Origin of the sequence: Chitinophaga sp. (assembly GCF_039596155.1) — a bacterium.
In the GTDB taxonomy this organism is placed as follows: domain Bacteria; phylum Bacteroidota; class Bacteroidia; order Chitinophagales; family Chitinophagaceae; genus Chitinophaga.
Genome location: NZ_JBCNKF010000002.1, coordinates 323,034 through 339,196, shown reverse-complemented (window position 1 = coordinate 339,196; position 16,163 = coordinate 323,034). Strand labels below are relative to the sequence as shown.

Here is a 16,163-nt window from a genome sequence, read left to right as displayed (position 1 = left end):
CGGGGATGTTGCGAGCGTCTCCGGTTTTTACATAGGTATCCCTTTTAGCGGCTGCTTTTGGTATTTTCTTCTGCTGCTTTTAAATTTTGGTTCTATACAGTTTTGGTTTAGCTACCTTCCGGTAACAATAAGCTATAAATTTTGGTTTAATTGATTACGGTAATACGATGACCTTTCTTCCTTCTAACTTCAGGTGATTATATCCGCTTGCTTCGAGTAAACGTAATACGGATGATAGTTGCAGGTTCCTGCTGATACCGCCTCCATACAGCTCAGGGCTGGGAGTTGCGGTGTAAACGATCTCTACATCATACCAGCGTGCTACTTCTCTGAGAATAGCTGGCAAGGCGGTATTATTAAAGACAAACACACCGTTTTTCCACGCGGTTACTTTCTTGATATCTGCGGGTCTTACAGTGATGGCATGGTTGTTATTGTCCATGACAGCCTGCTGACCGGGTTGCAGGGTTTGTAGTGTGTTTCCTTCTTTTACTCTTACACTACCGCTGATGAGGGTCGTGTTTACAGTGGCTTCGTCGGCATAGGCCATGATATCAAATCCGGTACCCAGTACCTGTACTTCCATACTGTCCCTTTGTGTGGAAGGTACTTTTACAAGAAAAGGATGTGTGGCATTGGGTGCTACTTCGAAATACCCCTGTCCTTCCAGTTCCACGACACGGTTGGCGCCGGTGAAAGCCGTCGGATAGCGGAGCGTGGTAGCTGAGTTGAGCCATACTTTTGTGCCATCGGGCAATACGATCTGGAATTGTCCTCCCCTTGGGGTTGATAGTTTGTTATAGTTGACAGTACCTGTGTTTCCCTGTGCGGTATATAGTAATTGTCCGTTCTGCTGTTTGATGGATTGGTTGCCCTGGTGAATGGTTTGATTGCCGGCACTATCCAATGTAATGACGGAGCCATCGGCCAGGGTAAGGGTAGCTTTGTTGCTGCCAGGTGCAATGGGGATGGTTGCTTTTTCATTGGCGGCTACAGGTGTATGTTTTGCTGTAGGCTCCAGGAACCAGATGGCAGCACCGGCGAGTAACAATATTACAGCAGCGGCTGCCAGGCGCCGAAAGGTGAATACCCGGGCGCGGGGAGGAATAAGCTCCCTGTATATATTATCATAGTCCAGGTCAGGAGCGGCTTTCGCCGTTGCCGAGTAATTGTCCAGAAGTTGATGAAGCGTGTTTTCATGCTGTTCATCTTTGATGTACATAAATAGCTCATCCAGCTCCGCGCGGGTGCAGGACCTATTCACATAACGATCCAACAAATATTCTATCCTTGACTGATGCTCTGGCATATAATATAAAGACGTTTGAAGTGTGGGGAAGGACCGCGAAAAAGTAATAATTTTTTAAAATAGGCGAAAAAAAGCGAAAAATCCTGCTTCCGCCTTTGGCAGGAGCAGGATTTTTCAGGCCGGGAAGGGCAGGCGATAATCAATATGTACAAAGCCGGTTACTTCACCCAAAGATTCACGGTGTTCGCAGGCGTTTCTAATACGATCTTATAAAACGGATCTTTTGCTTCATTTAGTGCTTTCACATCTACCAATGCATGCTCCTGCTTTACCGGCACCTCCTTTAATAATTTATACTCATCCTTACCGCCGGTCTTATAATTGTTGGTCGTCGTTACATAAATCTTCACATTCCCTGCATCTTCCAGCGCTTTCCATTTCACATCAATATTCCCCTGAATAAGATCAGCAGCCACCTGCGCAATTGCCACCTTTCCAATCAAAGGTGTACCATCCACTTCCCGTGCCACAGAATCCGGGATATTCACGTTCAGATAACGTGCAATCGTAGGCATAATATCCACTATTCCCGGTTCATAATACTTTGCATAACTATTCAACGGTTTATAACTGGTCACCATCCAGGTACCGCGCTCACGAGCGGACTGCCCTCCATGATCACGTCCCTTCTTCTCATCACGACCGTGATCTGTCGTGATCACTATCATCCAATCTTCTGCAAAATGCTGCTGACGATACTGTATTGCCTCCCATAATTTCCCCATCTGCGCATCCATGAGGGACACTGCTCTATAGAACTCCGGACTATCCCCATGCATATGCCCCATATCATCTGTATATTCAAGATATACCCAGCTAAGCGAAGGCCCGCTCTTTTTAATTCCTGCTACTGCCTCGCTGATCACCTTCTCATCAATGTTATGCATAAAATCCCGCTGCTTATCATGATGAAAATTGGCGGTATCCAGCTCATATCCATCTGCATGGAGATCTACATATTCAGCAAGTGCCAATTTAGTCCGGTTGTCTTCCCAGCTGGAATACACTGCTGTCTGTTTTTTAGGATACGCCTCCTTGAACAACCGGAAGATATTATGATAGTGGTAATTCGGCTCCCTGATGTCATTGTCAGGCACATTGTGTTTGTTCACCCAGGTGCCCGTGAGCAGGCTATTATACCCCACTGCAGAGATAGTGGGGGTTTCTGAGTAAGTATTTTTTCCACCCCCCACATGCATCCGGGTATAAGTGCCCTGTGCAATGATCTTATCAATATTCGGTGTAGCCACCTTCTCTATCACATCAGCCGGAATACCGTCTGCAATCACGAATACCACTTTCTTTTCGCGTTTGGATTGTGCGCTGACTGTACCCGCCAGCAACAGGAATATTAGTATATGTTTCATAACCCTAAAAATGGAAATTATTCAACGAATTGTATGTTAGCTTTTCATTAAGCATGTAAACAGGAGCACGCCCATTGGCCCGCCATAACGTGACAGAAAAATACGGATATGTTTCAGGGTTTCTACCTGCAAATTCTTGACCCTGCTCTTTGACAGCCCCAGCCGTGCTGCAATATCATCATGACTCAACCCCTCCACCCTGCTAAGCCGGAAAATTGTCTGCTTCTGTTCGGACAACTGGGCAAGGGCATTGGCTATCAGCTGCTGGCTTTCCCTGGCATCCAGCTGCAGGTCAAGGGCATCTGCCACTTCCGAAATATTGGCCCACAACTGGTCTGCCAGCTGTTGCTGCCGGGCTACCTTCCGCAGGTGATCGAGGGTCTTGTTCCGGGCAATGATGAAAATGTAGTTCCCGAAGTTCTCAATAGCCGGCAATTGGTCCCGGCTGGTCCATAACTTCAGAAAAGTATCCTGGAGAATGTCTTCGGCGTCTACCGCCGAGTGGGTTAACTGGTATATAAACGCAGCTACCGGTCTGCTATGCAGGTCATATAACTGCCGGAAGGCACTTTCGTCTCCCTTCCTCAGCCTATATAGTAATTCCGTATCCGTGGTAGCCTGCATGCGTAAATAAACCCGACTATCGCTCCTTTAGCTGCTTTGAATTGATGTTATCCTGCTAAAAATAATTAAAGTGAACCATTGTTTCAGTAATTTTATTGCCAATTTATTCCTACTATGTCAATAACCCAATACCGCTCTTCAGGAAAGTTTGCCCCTATCCCCCTCACAATAGCGACAATCCTGGCCCTTCCCGCCAGCATCTGGTGTGGTAAAATTTATGGTACCTATACCGGCCCTTATGCAGATCTTGGCCTGGGTGGCCGTATTATTTCCATGTGCTTATGGATGGCAGCCCTTTTCGGGATCTTTTACCTCTTTAAACGGTATAATCACAACAGGAATCCAAGGATAAATGTCGGAATTGGCGCACTGCTTAGTTTATCCTCCTGGCTCACTAACTGGATCTATTTTCGGGATATGGAGATGAAGGGTATCCACCTGGCAGAATTAGCAATTGTGTGCCTCCCTCTTTCTATGATGTTGATGATGAACTATTACTGTGAGAAATGCAGGCAATATTATGCAAAGACGTCTATCTATATTTTAGACGCCGGTAAGTTTCACAAACAAACCAGGCCGGCAGGCGATTATGATTTCCTGGCAGATATGATGATGGACCTGAAGCAACTACCGGAAAAAGGGCCGTCAAAGCCCAAAGAAATTATCAAAATAGACTTTTACTATTGCGACTCCTGTGGTAGCCGGGCTATTGTGGATATTGATTCCTATCACTGGAGTAAAGTATCCAAACATAATGGTTGGAGAAAGGAAAGTTACTGGGAGCATAAATCACATCACTATTCAGATATTTCAAGATTGGGTAGCCTCGTCAAGGGGGTGTACCTGGGAGATGAAGCGGGCAGAAAACTGAAGGCTTACCTGGTCGGTTAAAATAAAGATTCGCTGCGTGGCCGGCATACAAAAAAGGAGGTTGTCAAAAGTAACCATTAACCCGTTGTATCCGGGTAACTGACAGCGGGACAAATCACCGGCTTTCAGCGTACTTTTGACAACCTCCCGGCATATTAGCAGGCTGTTTCTTTTGACAACCTTCCCTGGATATTAGTAGGCTGTTTCGTCAGCACCTTTATCCACCCTGCTATTCTGAATCCTGCTTTGCCTGTCGATATCAAATTCCTGGTAACCCAGCACAAATGAAGGATCACCCGCATTGATAGCAGGTGATGTGCTGCTCAGGTGCAGGTTCGTACTGCTTACATAATTCGGATTGCCATAAGTAGAATGGGCATCCAGACCTGTAGCCGCTGTAAATGCTGCCAGTGAACCATACGTTGTACCGGTCGGATACCAGTCGAACGTGGAAGACGCCGCATTAGCAGATAAACCATAATACAGGTTGTAATCACTCACCAGGTGAGTAGATGAATAGCCCCACAATGCAATGATCATGATATCGCTCGCAGAATAAACGATGTTGTTTTTGATAGTGAGATAGTCTGTATTCTGCAGACTGATCTCTCCACCCCAACCACCGTCTGTATTGTTCTTATACAGCGAATTGTTCATAATTGTAGAATAAGTCACCTTGCTGTTAGTCTGGTTAGAACCTACCAGTATACCTGCATTCCTGCTGTTGTAAATAAAGTTGTCCCGGATGTTAATACCCGTAGCCGTATAATTATTGTTTTCACAACCTGCGGAAATACCTGCATAGTTATTATAACAGATGTTCCCCTCGATGTTGATGTACTTACCACCATCTACATAAATTCCCCCATTCAGCGCTACCGGTGAAATGCAGTTGTACACGATATTGTACTTCACATTCCCATTGCGCGCCATGTTCACACTATCATTGGCATTTGCCCAGGAATAGTGACCCGTCATGTCGATACCGATGTTACGAATATGATGCACGACATTATTTTCGATGAGGAAGTTTTCCACATTACCTGCCATGGTCAGCCCTTCGCTATACCCGGTATTGCAACTGTAGATCTGGTTGCTGCCAATATAGACTTTGTTGTAAGACGCCAGCGCATCGCCCCATACCATCAGTGGATTAGCGTTGTCTGTGGCAGCAGGTACGGCAGTAGAATCCGTGGTCCAGCCGATATTGTAGATCTTACAACCGGTTACCTGGATATCGGTACCACTACCCTGGAACAGGATACCCACGGCACTCGACGTAATATTGTTCGCCACCGTAATGTTGTTGATGCGGACATGACTCCTGGAAACCGCGGCGATCATCGCTTTCTGCGTACCATTCGCAGCACCTACCCCATCGAGAACAACGGTACCACCATTGTAATTGGTGAGTGTAATAGGATGGGTAGAATCTGCACCTGAATAAGGCCACCAGAGCTTTTCTTTGTATGTACCGGCAGCTACCCAGATAGTAGCGCCTACCCCATCAGCGGTTTTCCACAAGGCCGCCTGGATGGTCTTTAATGGCAAGGTGTCTGACGTACCGGCATTGGCATCATTACCGGTAGTGCCATTGACATAATAATTGGTGACTGAGGACGTAGTCACAGCCGTTGTAGTGGTGTTCTTCAACTTCTCTTCCGCCTCTTTTTTACAGGCAGAGAAGATCAGCAAGCCACTACAGGCAATCAGGAGGGTTTTTCTCATGGTGTTTTAATTTTGGTTAACGGGTTTTCTAATAATAAAGCTGCTTTTCACTATAAAGACGAAGGAGCGGATAGGTAGGACCGTTCATTTCATAAAAAAATAGCCGCCCTTTTTCAAAGGCGGCTACTTCAATGCATTGTGTGTGCCAATTATTTAAAACGAGGAATTACCAGGTAGCGCACAATTGTGTGTGCAGTAAAGGATAATACGACGACAGCACCCAGGATCAGTGCCTGCTTACCTACGGTGTCAAACACATCCAGGATGGGCGACACCTGTTTGCCCGCATACAGTGCAGCCATTATGAACAGCAATATACCAGCTATCCAGAGGGTAAGATGTGAATAGAAATAACGCTTTTTCTGGTATCCATTTTTACCAAAAGACGTAAATAACAAAATAACATGTGCGACGAAAAATACCAATGCCAGCACGGCCAGTGTTGTAAACATGGTCATAACAATCTGTTTAGTTGTGTGAGGGTATATTTTAAAAGAACCTGGGGAGAGAGTAGTGGTGATAAAGATATAAAAATTATGCGTTTAAACAAGTTTGTTCCGGCAGGTAGTTCCGGCCGGAACAAATCTTTAGTGATTTTGTGGGGGTGGTGGCGGGGTATCATGAACAGCTGGCGGAGGTCCCTGAGGTCCTTTGTCCATACCCGGAGGGGTAGCCACCGGCTCTTTCTGACCATTGTGACAGGTGTAGCAGGTAACCGTCATGATCTGCTGACCATTCTCATCCTTACCGGATTTAAAAAACTTTTTGTTGATGCGCATTGTCATCTTCATCATATCCCGGGCCGTTTCCTTCTCTTCCAGTACATCACTGGCAAAATCCATCTTTTTAGGATCGTCTTTGGAATGAGCATGACAAAAATCGCACTTTACGCCCAATGACTTATTAAAAGCGCGCATGGTTTTCATCAGTTCATCATGGCTGATGTTCTTAGGCAAAACTTTCAGGTTCTTTGCCTTCTCCTCAGGCGGCATTGAAAGTGAACAGAGCGTGACTGCCAATACTAACGACAGTGGCACTATAAGGGACTTCTTGAATTTCATGACCATGGGTTTGGTAATAGTAATAAGCTTCCGGTAGGAAATTTAGGAAACTAGACAGATATAACAAAAGTTATTATGACGAATGGATGACATTTCCTGATAAAATAAAGCCTGCCCCTATAAATGGACAGGCTTTCAGTTGTAGGTTTAAGAAAAAGGCGCTGGAAAATTACTTCATTTCACACTTGTAGCCGAATCCTGGTGACATATTTAACGTTTCGATCAAAGGTTGTTACCACACATTTTTCGGACAACTATCATCGTATTTATTACCCAGGATGAATCCCAGCACCAGTTCATGGGTGCCGCGGTTATAGGCTGCCAGCGCAGTTGTTCCATTGTCATAAGCATACCCGAGATTCACGGTATTAGAGATATTGAACCCCACCATACCTGCAAAACTGTCTTTATGACGATAGCTGGCTCCTACCCAGATCAGGTCCCGGTATTGCAATTTCGTATTCACTTCTACCTGTATGGGCAGGGGGTGAATATATTTAAGCATCAGGGAAGGAGTCAGGTTCAGGTCTTCTGTCAGCAGCAGCCGGTAACCACCCGTCAGGAAGATATGGGGCACCGTTTTACCCGTTTCGGTTGTAATGGTATGGTCAGCATAGCTCAGGGTATTGGGCACGATCTGCTGGGCGGATAACCCGATAAAATAGTCTGCCGAATAGAGGTATAACCCTGCGGTCATATCAAATTTTGTTCTATTCAGGATACCGCTGGTATATACCACGGGGTCTACCGTGGTATTATTAAAGTTCAGGGAAGCGCTGTTGAGGCTAAAGCGACTGAAGCCTGCCCCAAAACCAGCTGACAAATTTGTTCGCGGTGTCAGACCAATATGATAGGCATAAGTTCCATATAAACTCAGGTTTGACAGTGGCCCGGTTACATCATTGATCACCTGCATACCCACACCATGATGAGGAGCGGCGGCTGTATAGTTTTCCCAGTACCGCTGACCACGGGGATTCTCACCCGGTACGGCAAAAGAAGTAGCCGTGGTACGGTAATCCTGTTTATTGATCGGTCCCTGCACAGTTACGTAGGTGGTCACTGGTCCCCCGTTCAATCCTGTCCACTGATGGCGATGGCTCACCTTTACATCGATATAGTTCTCAATGCCTGACAATGCGGGGTTAATGATATACTGATTGAGTATATACTGCGTATAATGTGGCTTTTGCTGTGCATATCCATTTATAGCCAGCAGCATGCTGATACCTGAAATGATAACTTTCTTCATATTGCTGGTTTTCTTATCGTAGGATCACTACCCAACCGCTGGGATTTGTTCCGAATCCAATTTTCAGATCTATTGTATAATAGTAAGTGCCTACAGGCAATGGCTGGCCGTTGTAAGTACCATCCCAGGCCTTGCCATAGCCGGTACTATGAAATACCAGCTGCCCATAGCGGTTGAATACATTGACATCTGCCGTTGGATACGTTTCCAGTTTTTCAATCTTCCAGGTATCGTTGATACCATCGCCATTAGGGGAAAAGGCATTCGGGATAACAATCGTTTTGTACACCCGGATGAATACATCATCAGTAGCTTCTCCGCATCCCACCTGGGAAGTAACCGTTAGCGTATAAGTAGTGTCTTCAGTAGGTGTGACTACGGGATGGAGGATTGTGGCATCGGTGATATTATAAACAGGTGTCCAGGCATAGCTCACGTCTGTGCCACCAGCTGTTCCGGCCAATTGCGCCGACTCTCCTTCAAAGATGCGCTGATCCGGACCAGCATTGGCGGTTGGTAGTTTCAATACATTGACGGTAACGGTATCATACGCATGACAGGTACCATTGCTCACGGTTAAGACATACGACGTTGTATCTGTGGGGGATGCGTTCGTAGTCGCACTTGTTGCATCTGTTAATGTCGCCGAAGGTGTCCATAAGTAGGTGCTGCCGCCGCTACCTTCCAGCGTCACCGTTGCCCCTTCACAGATCTGCTGATCTTCTCCTGCATCTGCAACGGGGGCGGGATTGACTTCGATGCTGGTTGTATCTTTATTACTACAGCCCACCGCTGTTGTTAAAGTGACGATATAATCGCCATTGTTTGCGGTGGTCACACCATTGATCACCGGATTTTGGGCGCTGCTGGTAAATCCGTTCGGTCCCGTCCAGCTATAGGTAGCACCGGAAAAAGCAGTAGCAGTCAATTCCAATGTATCGCCTTCACACCCGGGGTTATTGCTGCCGGCCTGTGGATCAGGACTATCATCTACCTGTATGGTAATTGTATTTGAGCTAACGCGGCAACCGGATGATCCGATGTTTGTAGCAGCAGCGGCGGACATGCGGTATAAATAGGTGCCGGCTGTTGTCGGTGCACGTACATAGGTGGTACTGGTTGCCCCACTGATATCTGTCCAGGTAGTTCCGCCATCAGTGCTTACCTGCCATTGATAAGCAGGATTGGTATATCCACTGGAAACAGTCCCATTGAATGTGAACACGGTCGCATCGTCTTTACATATTTCTTTAGAAGAGGCCCCGTCACTGGTATATGCTGTCACGGTAGGGCCACAGGCACGGAAAGTAATATCATCCAGTGCAAGGTCATTGGCTGGTGCTCCCCCGGGACTGCTATTACTGATCTTGATTTCTACATCGGTCACCCCTGCAGGAGTGGTGAAGTAAAAACCAATTTGTTTCCAGACAGCGCCGCCGGTCGTGAGGGGGATAGCGCCCGTCGTATAACTACCATAAGTAGTCGCTTCGTCTGTTGACAAAATAGAGAAGGTAACATTTGGCGGATTATTGTCCTGCGAACGCAGGAGGTTGACAATCCAGGCGGCAAATTCATAGGTCGTTCCTCCGCATAAACCGGAGACTGTCTTCTTATAAAAATAATCCTGTACGGATGTCGCTGCATTCACTACCATCATATATCCACCGCCTGTATGATCGGTGGTACTCCACCATACAGATCCTGAACTGGCAGTAGAACTTTCAATTGTATAATAGCCATCACTGGGAAAAGCCCTTGCGACATAGGTATAGGTGGTAATACCCGAAGCCAGTGCACCACCAAAGGCAGCGGTACCGGATCCGAAATCGATACTGACCACGGGATCACCCAGGCTTCCCGTGCACAGCTGTGCTTTCATTTCAGGAGAACAAAGTAGCAGCAACACCACCGGCAGCCAACATTTCAAACAGGTGTGCATGCTTGCAGGCATACGTATTAAGATAGCAATGATCATTATAACAGGTATAGTGCTTGGAAAGGGGTATCCACTCATGTTGGTTTTAAGGCCGGCTGTGCGCCGTCTTTCCTTATTTTTTTAATAAATACAGTATGAGCTAATACCCGGAATGCATTGAGATTAACAGAATGTTAGGTTGAGTGGCAGGACAAAAATATCTCTATACAGGTAATAAGGTAAAATAATATGCAGAAAGACAGAATTTATAGACGAATAAATAATAAAGCCGGCCGCAAAGTATGCAGCCGGCTTCAGATTGAACTTTAGTGTTTATTAGAACGATGGGTCGGTTGGCGTATTGGTATTGTCGTTCCGCTCTACGAATGGATAAGGGAAATAAGAACGCTTACGTTCTGTAACTGGTCTGCCAAAGCGACGTTCGTCTTCCAGCGCCAGTCCTCCCATGAACAGTTCGATACGGCGGTGTTTGTAGATCAGGTCCAGTAAATCACTTTCTGTAACTGCTACTTCTGCCGGTAAGGCGGCTCCCACTCCAAATGCGTCCTGCGATGCAGTTTTTGTCACTACTTTATTCAGTTCGATCAGCCCATTGGTGATATCATGCTGGCGGGCATAACATTCTGCTTTGATCAATGTGATCTCTCCGGGCAGGTAGACAGGGATGGCCTGTGACACTGAGTTGTAGAAACCTTTGATACGGAAGCGCGGGCTGCTGCTGATCGTTACATAAAAAGGATAACGTTTATCATTCGCATCCGGACGTAAGCCTACCGGCAGGCTCATGGTAGAGTCTGTGACCTGGTAGATGTTGTTGGTAGCCGTTACCAGTGTAAAGATCGGGTTAGTGGTCAGTGAATTGTAGTTATACGTAGAGGTCGTGGTGAGTGTCACGTTGTTCGCTGCGGCTAAGGCCGTGGCGTAATCACCCGAAAACAGTGCGTAGCGCGCTTTCAGCGCATACAGTGTGTTTTGCAGATCCATCCCTGCAGGGATATTTTTAATAAAAGTACTGCTCACTGCATTGGCACTGATGTTAGCAAGGGCATTGTCAATGATGGCAATTGCCTTGGTATAACCAGCTTTACTGGTAATAAAAGGAACATTCTTACCCGTTGTATCGGGGATCTGTTCCCAGAACTCCGCCATATCGCCCATGGCCAGTGCCTTCCAGATGGAGGTGTAGGCAATGAGCCCGCTCGCATAACTTTTATCAGTTACTACTGCGTCTACATGACTCAGGACATTGTTGGCATCGAATATAATCTTGTTGCTGACAGTCCACAGACCTGTTACAATCGAATTGGTGTTTTGTACATTGGTACCACCCTGGTACAACTGGTTCTCATCTGTATTACCGGCGTTTACCACATAGGTCTCACCGGTAAGCAGACTGGCTGCAGCTATTTTGGTATACACATTCCCTGTTCTGTTAGCTGTGTACCAGTTCTGTAAACCTACCGCTACATCCGTCAGTGCATTCGGGGTATTGAATGCGTTGCCGGTAGAAGGTCCGGAAGGATCTGTATAATCTTTTTTGCAGGATGCAGCAGTGAAAAGTAGGATCCCTGCCAGAATAGACCTGCTATAATTATTGATATACCTTTTCATGAATCTCCTTTTTGATGGTTTAGAATTTGGCACGAATCGCTACGTTGTAAGTTCTTGGAGCAGGTACGGTACCAAAGTCAATACCACGGAGTATTGTACTCTGACCTGCTGCATTCACTTCCGGATCGTATCCTTTGTAATGATCCCATGAGTAAAGGTTTCTGCCACCCACGCTCACTGTCAGATCCCTGATACCTTTTACTTTGCCAATATTGTAGCTCAATGATAATTCTCTCAGTTTTACGAAAGAGCCATCATCAATTCTCCATTCCTGAATAGCGTATACACCGGCGATGTAACCACGAGGCAGTTGGCCCCTGTCTTCCTGTTCTGCTATTTTACCATTATCCACACCCTGCCTGGTTCTGAAGTCAGCATTGAATACGCTGCCTCCCTGTACGGCATCGAGCTGTGTATGCAGGTTCCATTTTTTGTACCGGAAATCGTTCGTCAGGGTGCCGGTCCAATCCGGGTTCGGATCTCCTATTTTCTTTTGCAGGGAGGAACCTGTTGGTAAACCGTTCGCATCACGACCAGTGGTATAATTCATAGGGCCATTTTGAGTACCCAGTTCTGTGAGCGGAATACCGTTGGCATTCTTTACCTGGTTACCATTCGCGTCTCTTGCGAAGAAGGTGCCATAGAAGAAACCGATTGGCTGACCATTAGCGATCGCTACCGGTGCACCACTGTTTGTGCTGTACAGGATCAGGGATTGCCCGATGTTCAGTGCTTTGTTTCTATTGTGATTCCAGATAGCTGTCAGGTTCCATTCAAAATCTTTTGTCTTCACGGGTGCGCCACTCAGCAGGACTTCCACCCCCCTGTTCTCCAGTGAACCAATGTTATCCAGGCTGCTGGAGTAACCTTGAGTCGGCGCGATTGCGCGGCTGATGAGCAGATCATTCACACGTTTGCGATATACGTTCACAGACAGGTTCACACGACTGTTCAGGAAGGCAAGGTCAGTACCCATTTCCAGTTCTTTCTGCCTTTCTGGTTTTACATTCGGGTTGGTATAAGTAGTTGGTGAAGTGAAGGAAGCTGCCCCTACAAATGCGACAGCATTATAAGTATTATAACGGCCGTAAGCAGGAATGCCTGTCAGGTTACCAGACTCACCGTACGCTGCGCGCAGTTTGAACAGGTTCCACCATTTAGATACTCCGAGGTTATTCCAGTAATCAGTGCCGGAGATCACATAGCTACCACTCAGTTTAGTGTACAGCTGATTCCTCTCTGACTCACCGAATACAGATGAACCATCCACGCGCAATGCACCTGTTACGAAGAACTGATCGCGGTATTTAAAGTTCTGTTGGATATACTCCCCGGAGATAGAAGTTTCCGTACGCTGATCATACCCTGTGATAGGGGTAGCGGCGCCACTTACAGTGGTAACGTAAGGAGGCAGACCACGACCCTGTTGCAGGGAGTAATGCATTCTGGAATACTGCTGAGAGAACCCTACCTGCGTTACAGAGGACAACCGGCTGCTGATCTGTGCAGTGTATGTTGCGTTCACATCGTGGTTGAGCAGGAAGGAATTGTTGTTACCTGTGCTGGCATAACCATTCTGTGTAGGGTCCAGGGAAGCACCGCCACCAAAGAAGCCGGCGCTTACATTGTACGCATAAGGAGGAATGAGGGTAGTACCATCCTGACTGTAGTTGTCAATACCCATATGATAGTCGATAGTCAGGTTCTTCACGGGTTTGAGTTTGATACCCGCCCCCGCGATGATCCTGCTCGTTTGCTGCTGCTGTTTGATGTCTTCAATTACGGAAACCGGGTTCACACGGCCACGTTCTCCTACTGCCTGAATATTGCCCTGTGCATCTCTTGCCCAGATGTCATAGTAGTTACCAATGATAGTGACAGAGTTGGTAGGTGAGAAGAAAGAGTTACCATCGGGCTTCTCATTTGATTTGCTATAAATGTAGTTCATGCTGGCGTTGAAGCTGATCCATTTGTTCAGTTCCTGATCCAGGTTTAAACGGAAGCTATAACGATTGAAGTCAGTATTTCTCACAATACCCTGGTTGTAGAGATACCCTGCTGAAGCGTAGTATTTGGTTTTATTCTGTCCGCCGGTAACGGAGATGTTGTTGTCAGAACCTACGCCGGTACGGAAGATATAATCCTGGTAATCGTAACGTTTTACATTGGTGGTATTGGTGATAGTAGGTGTCAGGATCGTCTGTGTGGAGGTAGCAGGATCACCGCCGAATTTGGTAGGTGCTTCGTTTACATCCAGTTTCTTACGCAGTTCGTTTACATTGAAACTGGTGCTGAAATTAACGATAGGCGCACCATCGGCACCGCGCTTTGTAAAGATCTGTACCACGCCGGCGTTTGCCCGGCTACCATAGATCGCAGATGCTGCTGCACCATTCAATACTTCAATACTCTCAATATCGTTCGGGTTGATATCTACCATACGGTTCTGCCCGACACTACCCACAGAGGTACCGCCGTTATAGCTGGCATCTGCGTTGGTGACACGGGTAGTAGAGTTATCAATGATCACCCCATCGATGATGTAAAGCGGATCGGTAGAACCGGAGATCGTACTGATACCACGCAGTTTTACGGAGATACCGCCGGCAGGGTCACCGGAGTTTTGTGTGATCTGTGCACCCATGGTCTTACCTTGTAATGCAGCCAATACGTTGCCGGTAGCACCTTTGGAAAGTTCTGCCGCTTTCACTGTGCTCACATAGCTACCCAGCTGTTTGCGGGTGGTACCTGCAGAAGTACCTGTCACCACTACTTCATCCAGTTTTGAAACGGATGAACTGAGTGTAGTATTTAATGTATAAGTTTTACCCGTACCAATTACCAGTTCACTTTGCTTTGGTGTGAAACCGATACCTGAAAAACTCACGGTATAGGTACCGGGATTCAGATCAGCATTGATCACGAAGTTTCCATCCACATCTGTCATAGCACCTGATCTGGTATTTTTGATGGCAACAGTGATTCCCGGCAATGGCGTACCGGTTTCGTCTGTTACTTTACCCGTCAGCTTTACCTGTGCAAAGGCAGCTGCGGCAGTGAAACACTGCATGACAAGGAAGAGTAACAGATACCTGCACCTGGCGTGCCGGAATAATTGATACATTCTCATAGCTAATTTTTAAAAGTGAAGACGATAGATCCTGGCATACTATCCCCATGTCCCGTAGGGATAAATGTTTTTTTTTCGATGTTGTAACGACTCAGTTCAGCATGGTAAGCTGACCATTCACTGGCTGTTCTTTTTGATCAAATGCAAAATGAGTCAATACCCTTCATTAAATTTTGACGACAGGTAACCTGTGAATGGGAATGGCTTCCTTTTCACCAATTTCAGGCGATACACTTTCACTGTTTACGACAACGGTCCTGCAAAATGAATTACTGATTTCCTTAGCGGTTAGCTTTCCATCATTAAACGACGAATTTGGTTTCCAGGTTATATCAAAAGTATGTGTGTGCAAGATCTTCTTAAACGAAATATCCCTCCATCAATACCTGCATTCAATCAGGTACAACTTACTCCTGAGATAACCTTTTAGTTTATTCACAAGTGTTTATAACGACTACAATATCTGTATACCTTTCTTTTTATAAGGCTGTAATTTTTTAGCGTTCGGTGGTAATTCTGTAATCAGGATATCGATATCCTCCACATCACAGATCTTCAGTTGTTCTGCTGTATCCAGCTTCTCTGAGATGGACAACACGACGACTTTTTTAGACGTACTGATCATTGCCCGCTTTACCTGCACTACTTCCCAGTCATTGTCCGTCAGCCCGTCACTGGCATCCATCGCATTGTTCCCCAGGAAACAGAGATCCGCTTTGATCATCTTAATTTTTGAAATCGCTTCTCCACCTACTGTGATCTTGGATCCTTTTGCCAGTTTATCTCCTATTACGATCACTTCGATATTGGGATGATTGGCGTATTCAAAAGCTGCCGGTAAACTTACCGTTATAAAGGTGGCCTGCAGATCTTTTGGCAGCATACGTGCCAGTTCTGCGATGGTTGTACCACCCGTTGTTAATACAAACATACCATCCTGTATAAGCTGTACAGCTTTCAACGCGATGGTCTTTTTATCTTCTACAGCATATACATCCTGAGAAGTGATACCGAGATGAAAAGAATTGGACAACGCTCCACCATGTACTTTGATGATCTTGCCTTCCTGTGCCAGTTCTGCCAGGTCCCTGCGGATTGTATCTTCAGATACCTGGATCTGTTCACTCAGATGTGAAGACAGCACCTTGTTATGTAAGTTCACCTGGTGAAGGATATACGCGTGGCGTTCTTCTTTTAGCATCCCGCTGTAGTTAGTTGGTTGAAAATATTGATTGGTGCGATCTGGAATTGAAATTCAGCAAAAAAACGCAGAAA

12 protein-coding genes are annotated in these 16,163 nt (G+C 46.2%); 1 reads left to right on the top strand and 11 read right to left on the bottom strand.

Annotation, left to right across the window (positions count from 1 at the left end; all coding sequences use genetic code 11):
• Positions 1-154 precede the first annotated feature (154 nt).
• The 3 genes from ABDW33_RS03220 to ABDW33_RS03210 all read right to left on the bottom strand — a co-directional run bounded on the left by ABDW33_RS03220 (position 155) and on the right by ABDW33_RS03210 (position 3,300).
• Entirely contained in the window at positions 155-1,309 is a 1,155-nt protein-coding gene (locus ABDW33_RS03220) for a FecR domain-containing protein (protein WP_343688623.1), read from the bottom strand.
• 158 nt (positions 1,310-1,467) lie between these two features.
• Complete coding sequence (locus ABDW33_RS03215) at positions 1,468-2,676, bottom strand: alkaline phosphatase family protein (RefSeq protein WP_343688622.1); 1,209 nt, start codon at positions 2,674-2,676, stop codon at positions 1,468-1,470.
• 36 nt (positions 2,677-2,712) lie between these two features.
• On the bottom strand, positions 2,713-3,300 hold the full coding sequence (locus ABDW33_RS03210; RefSeq protein ID WP_343688621.1) for an RNA polymerase sigma-70 factor: 588 nt from the start codon (positions 3,298-3,300) through the stop codon (positions 2,713-2,715).
• Positions 3,301-3,414: 114 nt separating this feature from the next.
• Between ABDW33_RS03210 and ABDW33_RS03205 the strand changes: the two genes are divergently transcribed.
• A complete protein-coding gene (locus tag ABDW33_RS03205; protein ID WP_343688620.1) occupies positions 3,415-4,191 on the top strand; it encodes a hypothetical protein in 777 nt (258 codons plus the stop codon).
• Between the two features lie 171 nt (positions 4,192-4,362).
• On the opposite strand, the gene ABDW33_RS03200 is transcribed toward ABDW33_RS03205, so the two are convergent.
• The 8 genes from ABDW33_RS03200 to ABDW33_RS03165 form a co-directional block, all read right to left on the bottom strand.
• Positions 4,363-5,898, bottom strand: a complete 1,536-nt coding sequence (locus ABDW33_RS03200; RefSeq protein ID WP_343688619.1) for a choice-of-anchor Q domain-containing protein — start codon at positions 5,896-5,898, stop codon at positions 4,363-4,365.
• A gap of 149 nt (positions 5,899-6,047) precedes the next feature.
• Positions 6,048-6,356 carry a hypothetical protein gene (locus ABDW33_RS03195; protein WP_343688618.1) on the bottom strand — a complete coding sequence of 103 codons (309 nt, stop codon included), beginning with the start codon at positions 6,354-6,356 and terminating at the stop codon, positions 6,048-6,050.
• 129 nt (positions 6,357-6,485) lie between these two features.
• On the bottom strand, positions 6,486-6,959 hold the full coding sequence (locus ABDW33_RS03190) for a c-type cytochrome (protein ID WP_343688617.1): 474 nt from the start codon (positions 6,957-6,959) through the stop codon (positions 6,486-6,488).
• Between the two features lie 232 nt (positions 6,960-7,191).
• Positions 7,192-8,211 (bottom strand): type IX secretion system membrane protein PorP/SprF, encoded by a 1,020-nt coding sequence (locus ABDW33_RS03185; RefSeq protein WP_343688616.1) that lies wholly within the window; start codon positions 8,209-8,211, stop codon positions 7,192-7,194.
• Positions 8,212-8,224: 13 nt separating this feature from the next.
• The gene (locus ABDW33_RS03180; protein ID WP_343688615.1) at positions 8,225-10,186 is read right to left on the bottom strand and encodes a gliding motility-associated C-terminal domain-containing protein; all 1,962 of its coding nucleotides are present in this window, start codon (positions 10,184-10,186) and stop codon (positions 8,225-8,227) included.
• Positions 10,187-10,462: 276 nt separating this feature from the next.
• Positions 10,463-11,758, bottom strand: coding sequence for a RagB/SusD family protein (locus ABDW33_RS03175; RefSeq protein ID WP_343688614.1), 1,296 nt, complete (start codon positions 11,756-11,758; stop codon positions 10,463-10,465).
• Positions 11,759-11,777: 19 nt separating this feature from the next.
• A complete protein-coding gene (locus ABDW33_RS03170; RefSeq protein ID WP_343688613.1) occupies positions 11,778-14,888 on the bottom strand; it encodes a SusC/RagA family TonB-linked outer membrane protein in 3,111 nt (1,036 codons plus the stop codon).
• 454 nt (positions 14,889-15,342) lie between these two features.
• Positions 15,343-16,089: a DeoR/GlpR family DNA-binding transcription regulator gene (locus tag ABDW33_RS03165; protein ID WP_343688612.1), complete on the bottom strand. Its 747-nt coding sequence runs from the start codon at positions 16,087-16,089 to the stop codon at positions 15,343-15,345.
• Positions 16,090-16,163 lie beyond the last annotated feature (74 nt).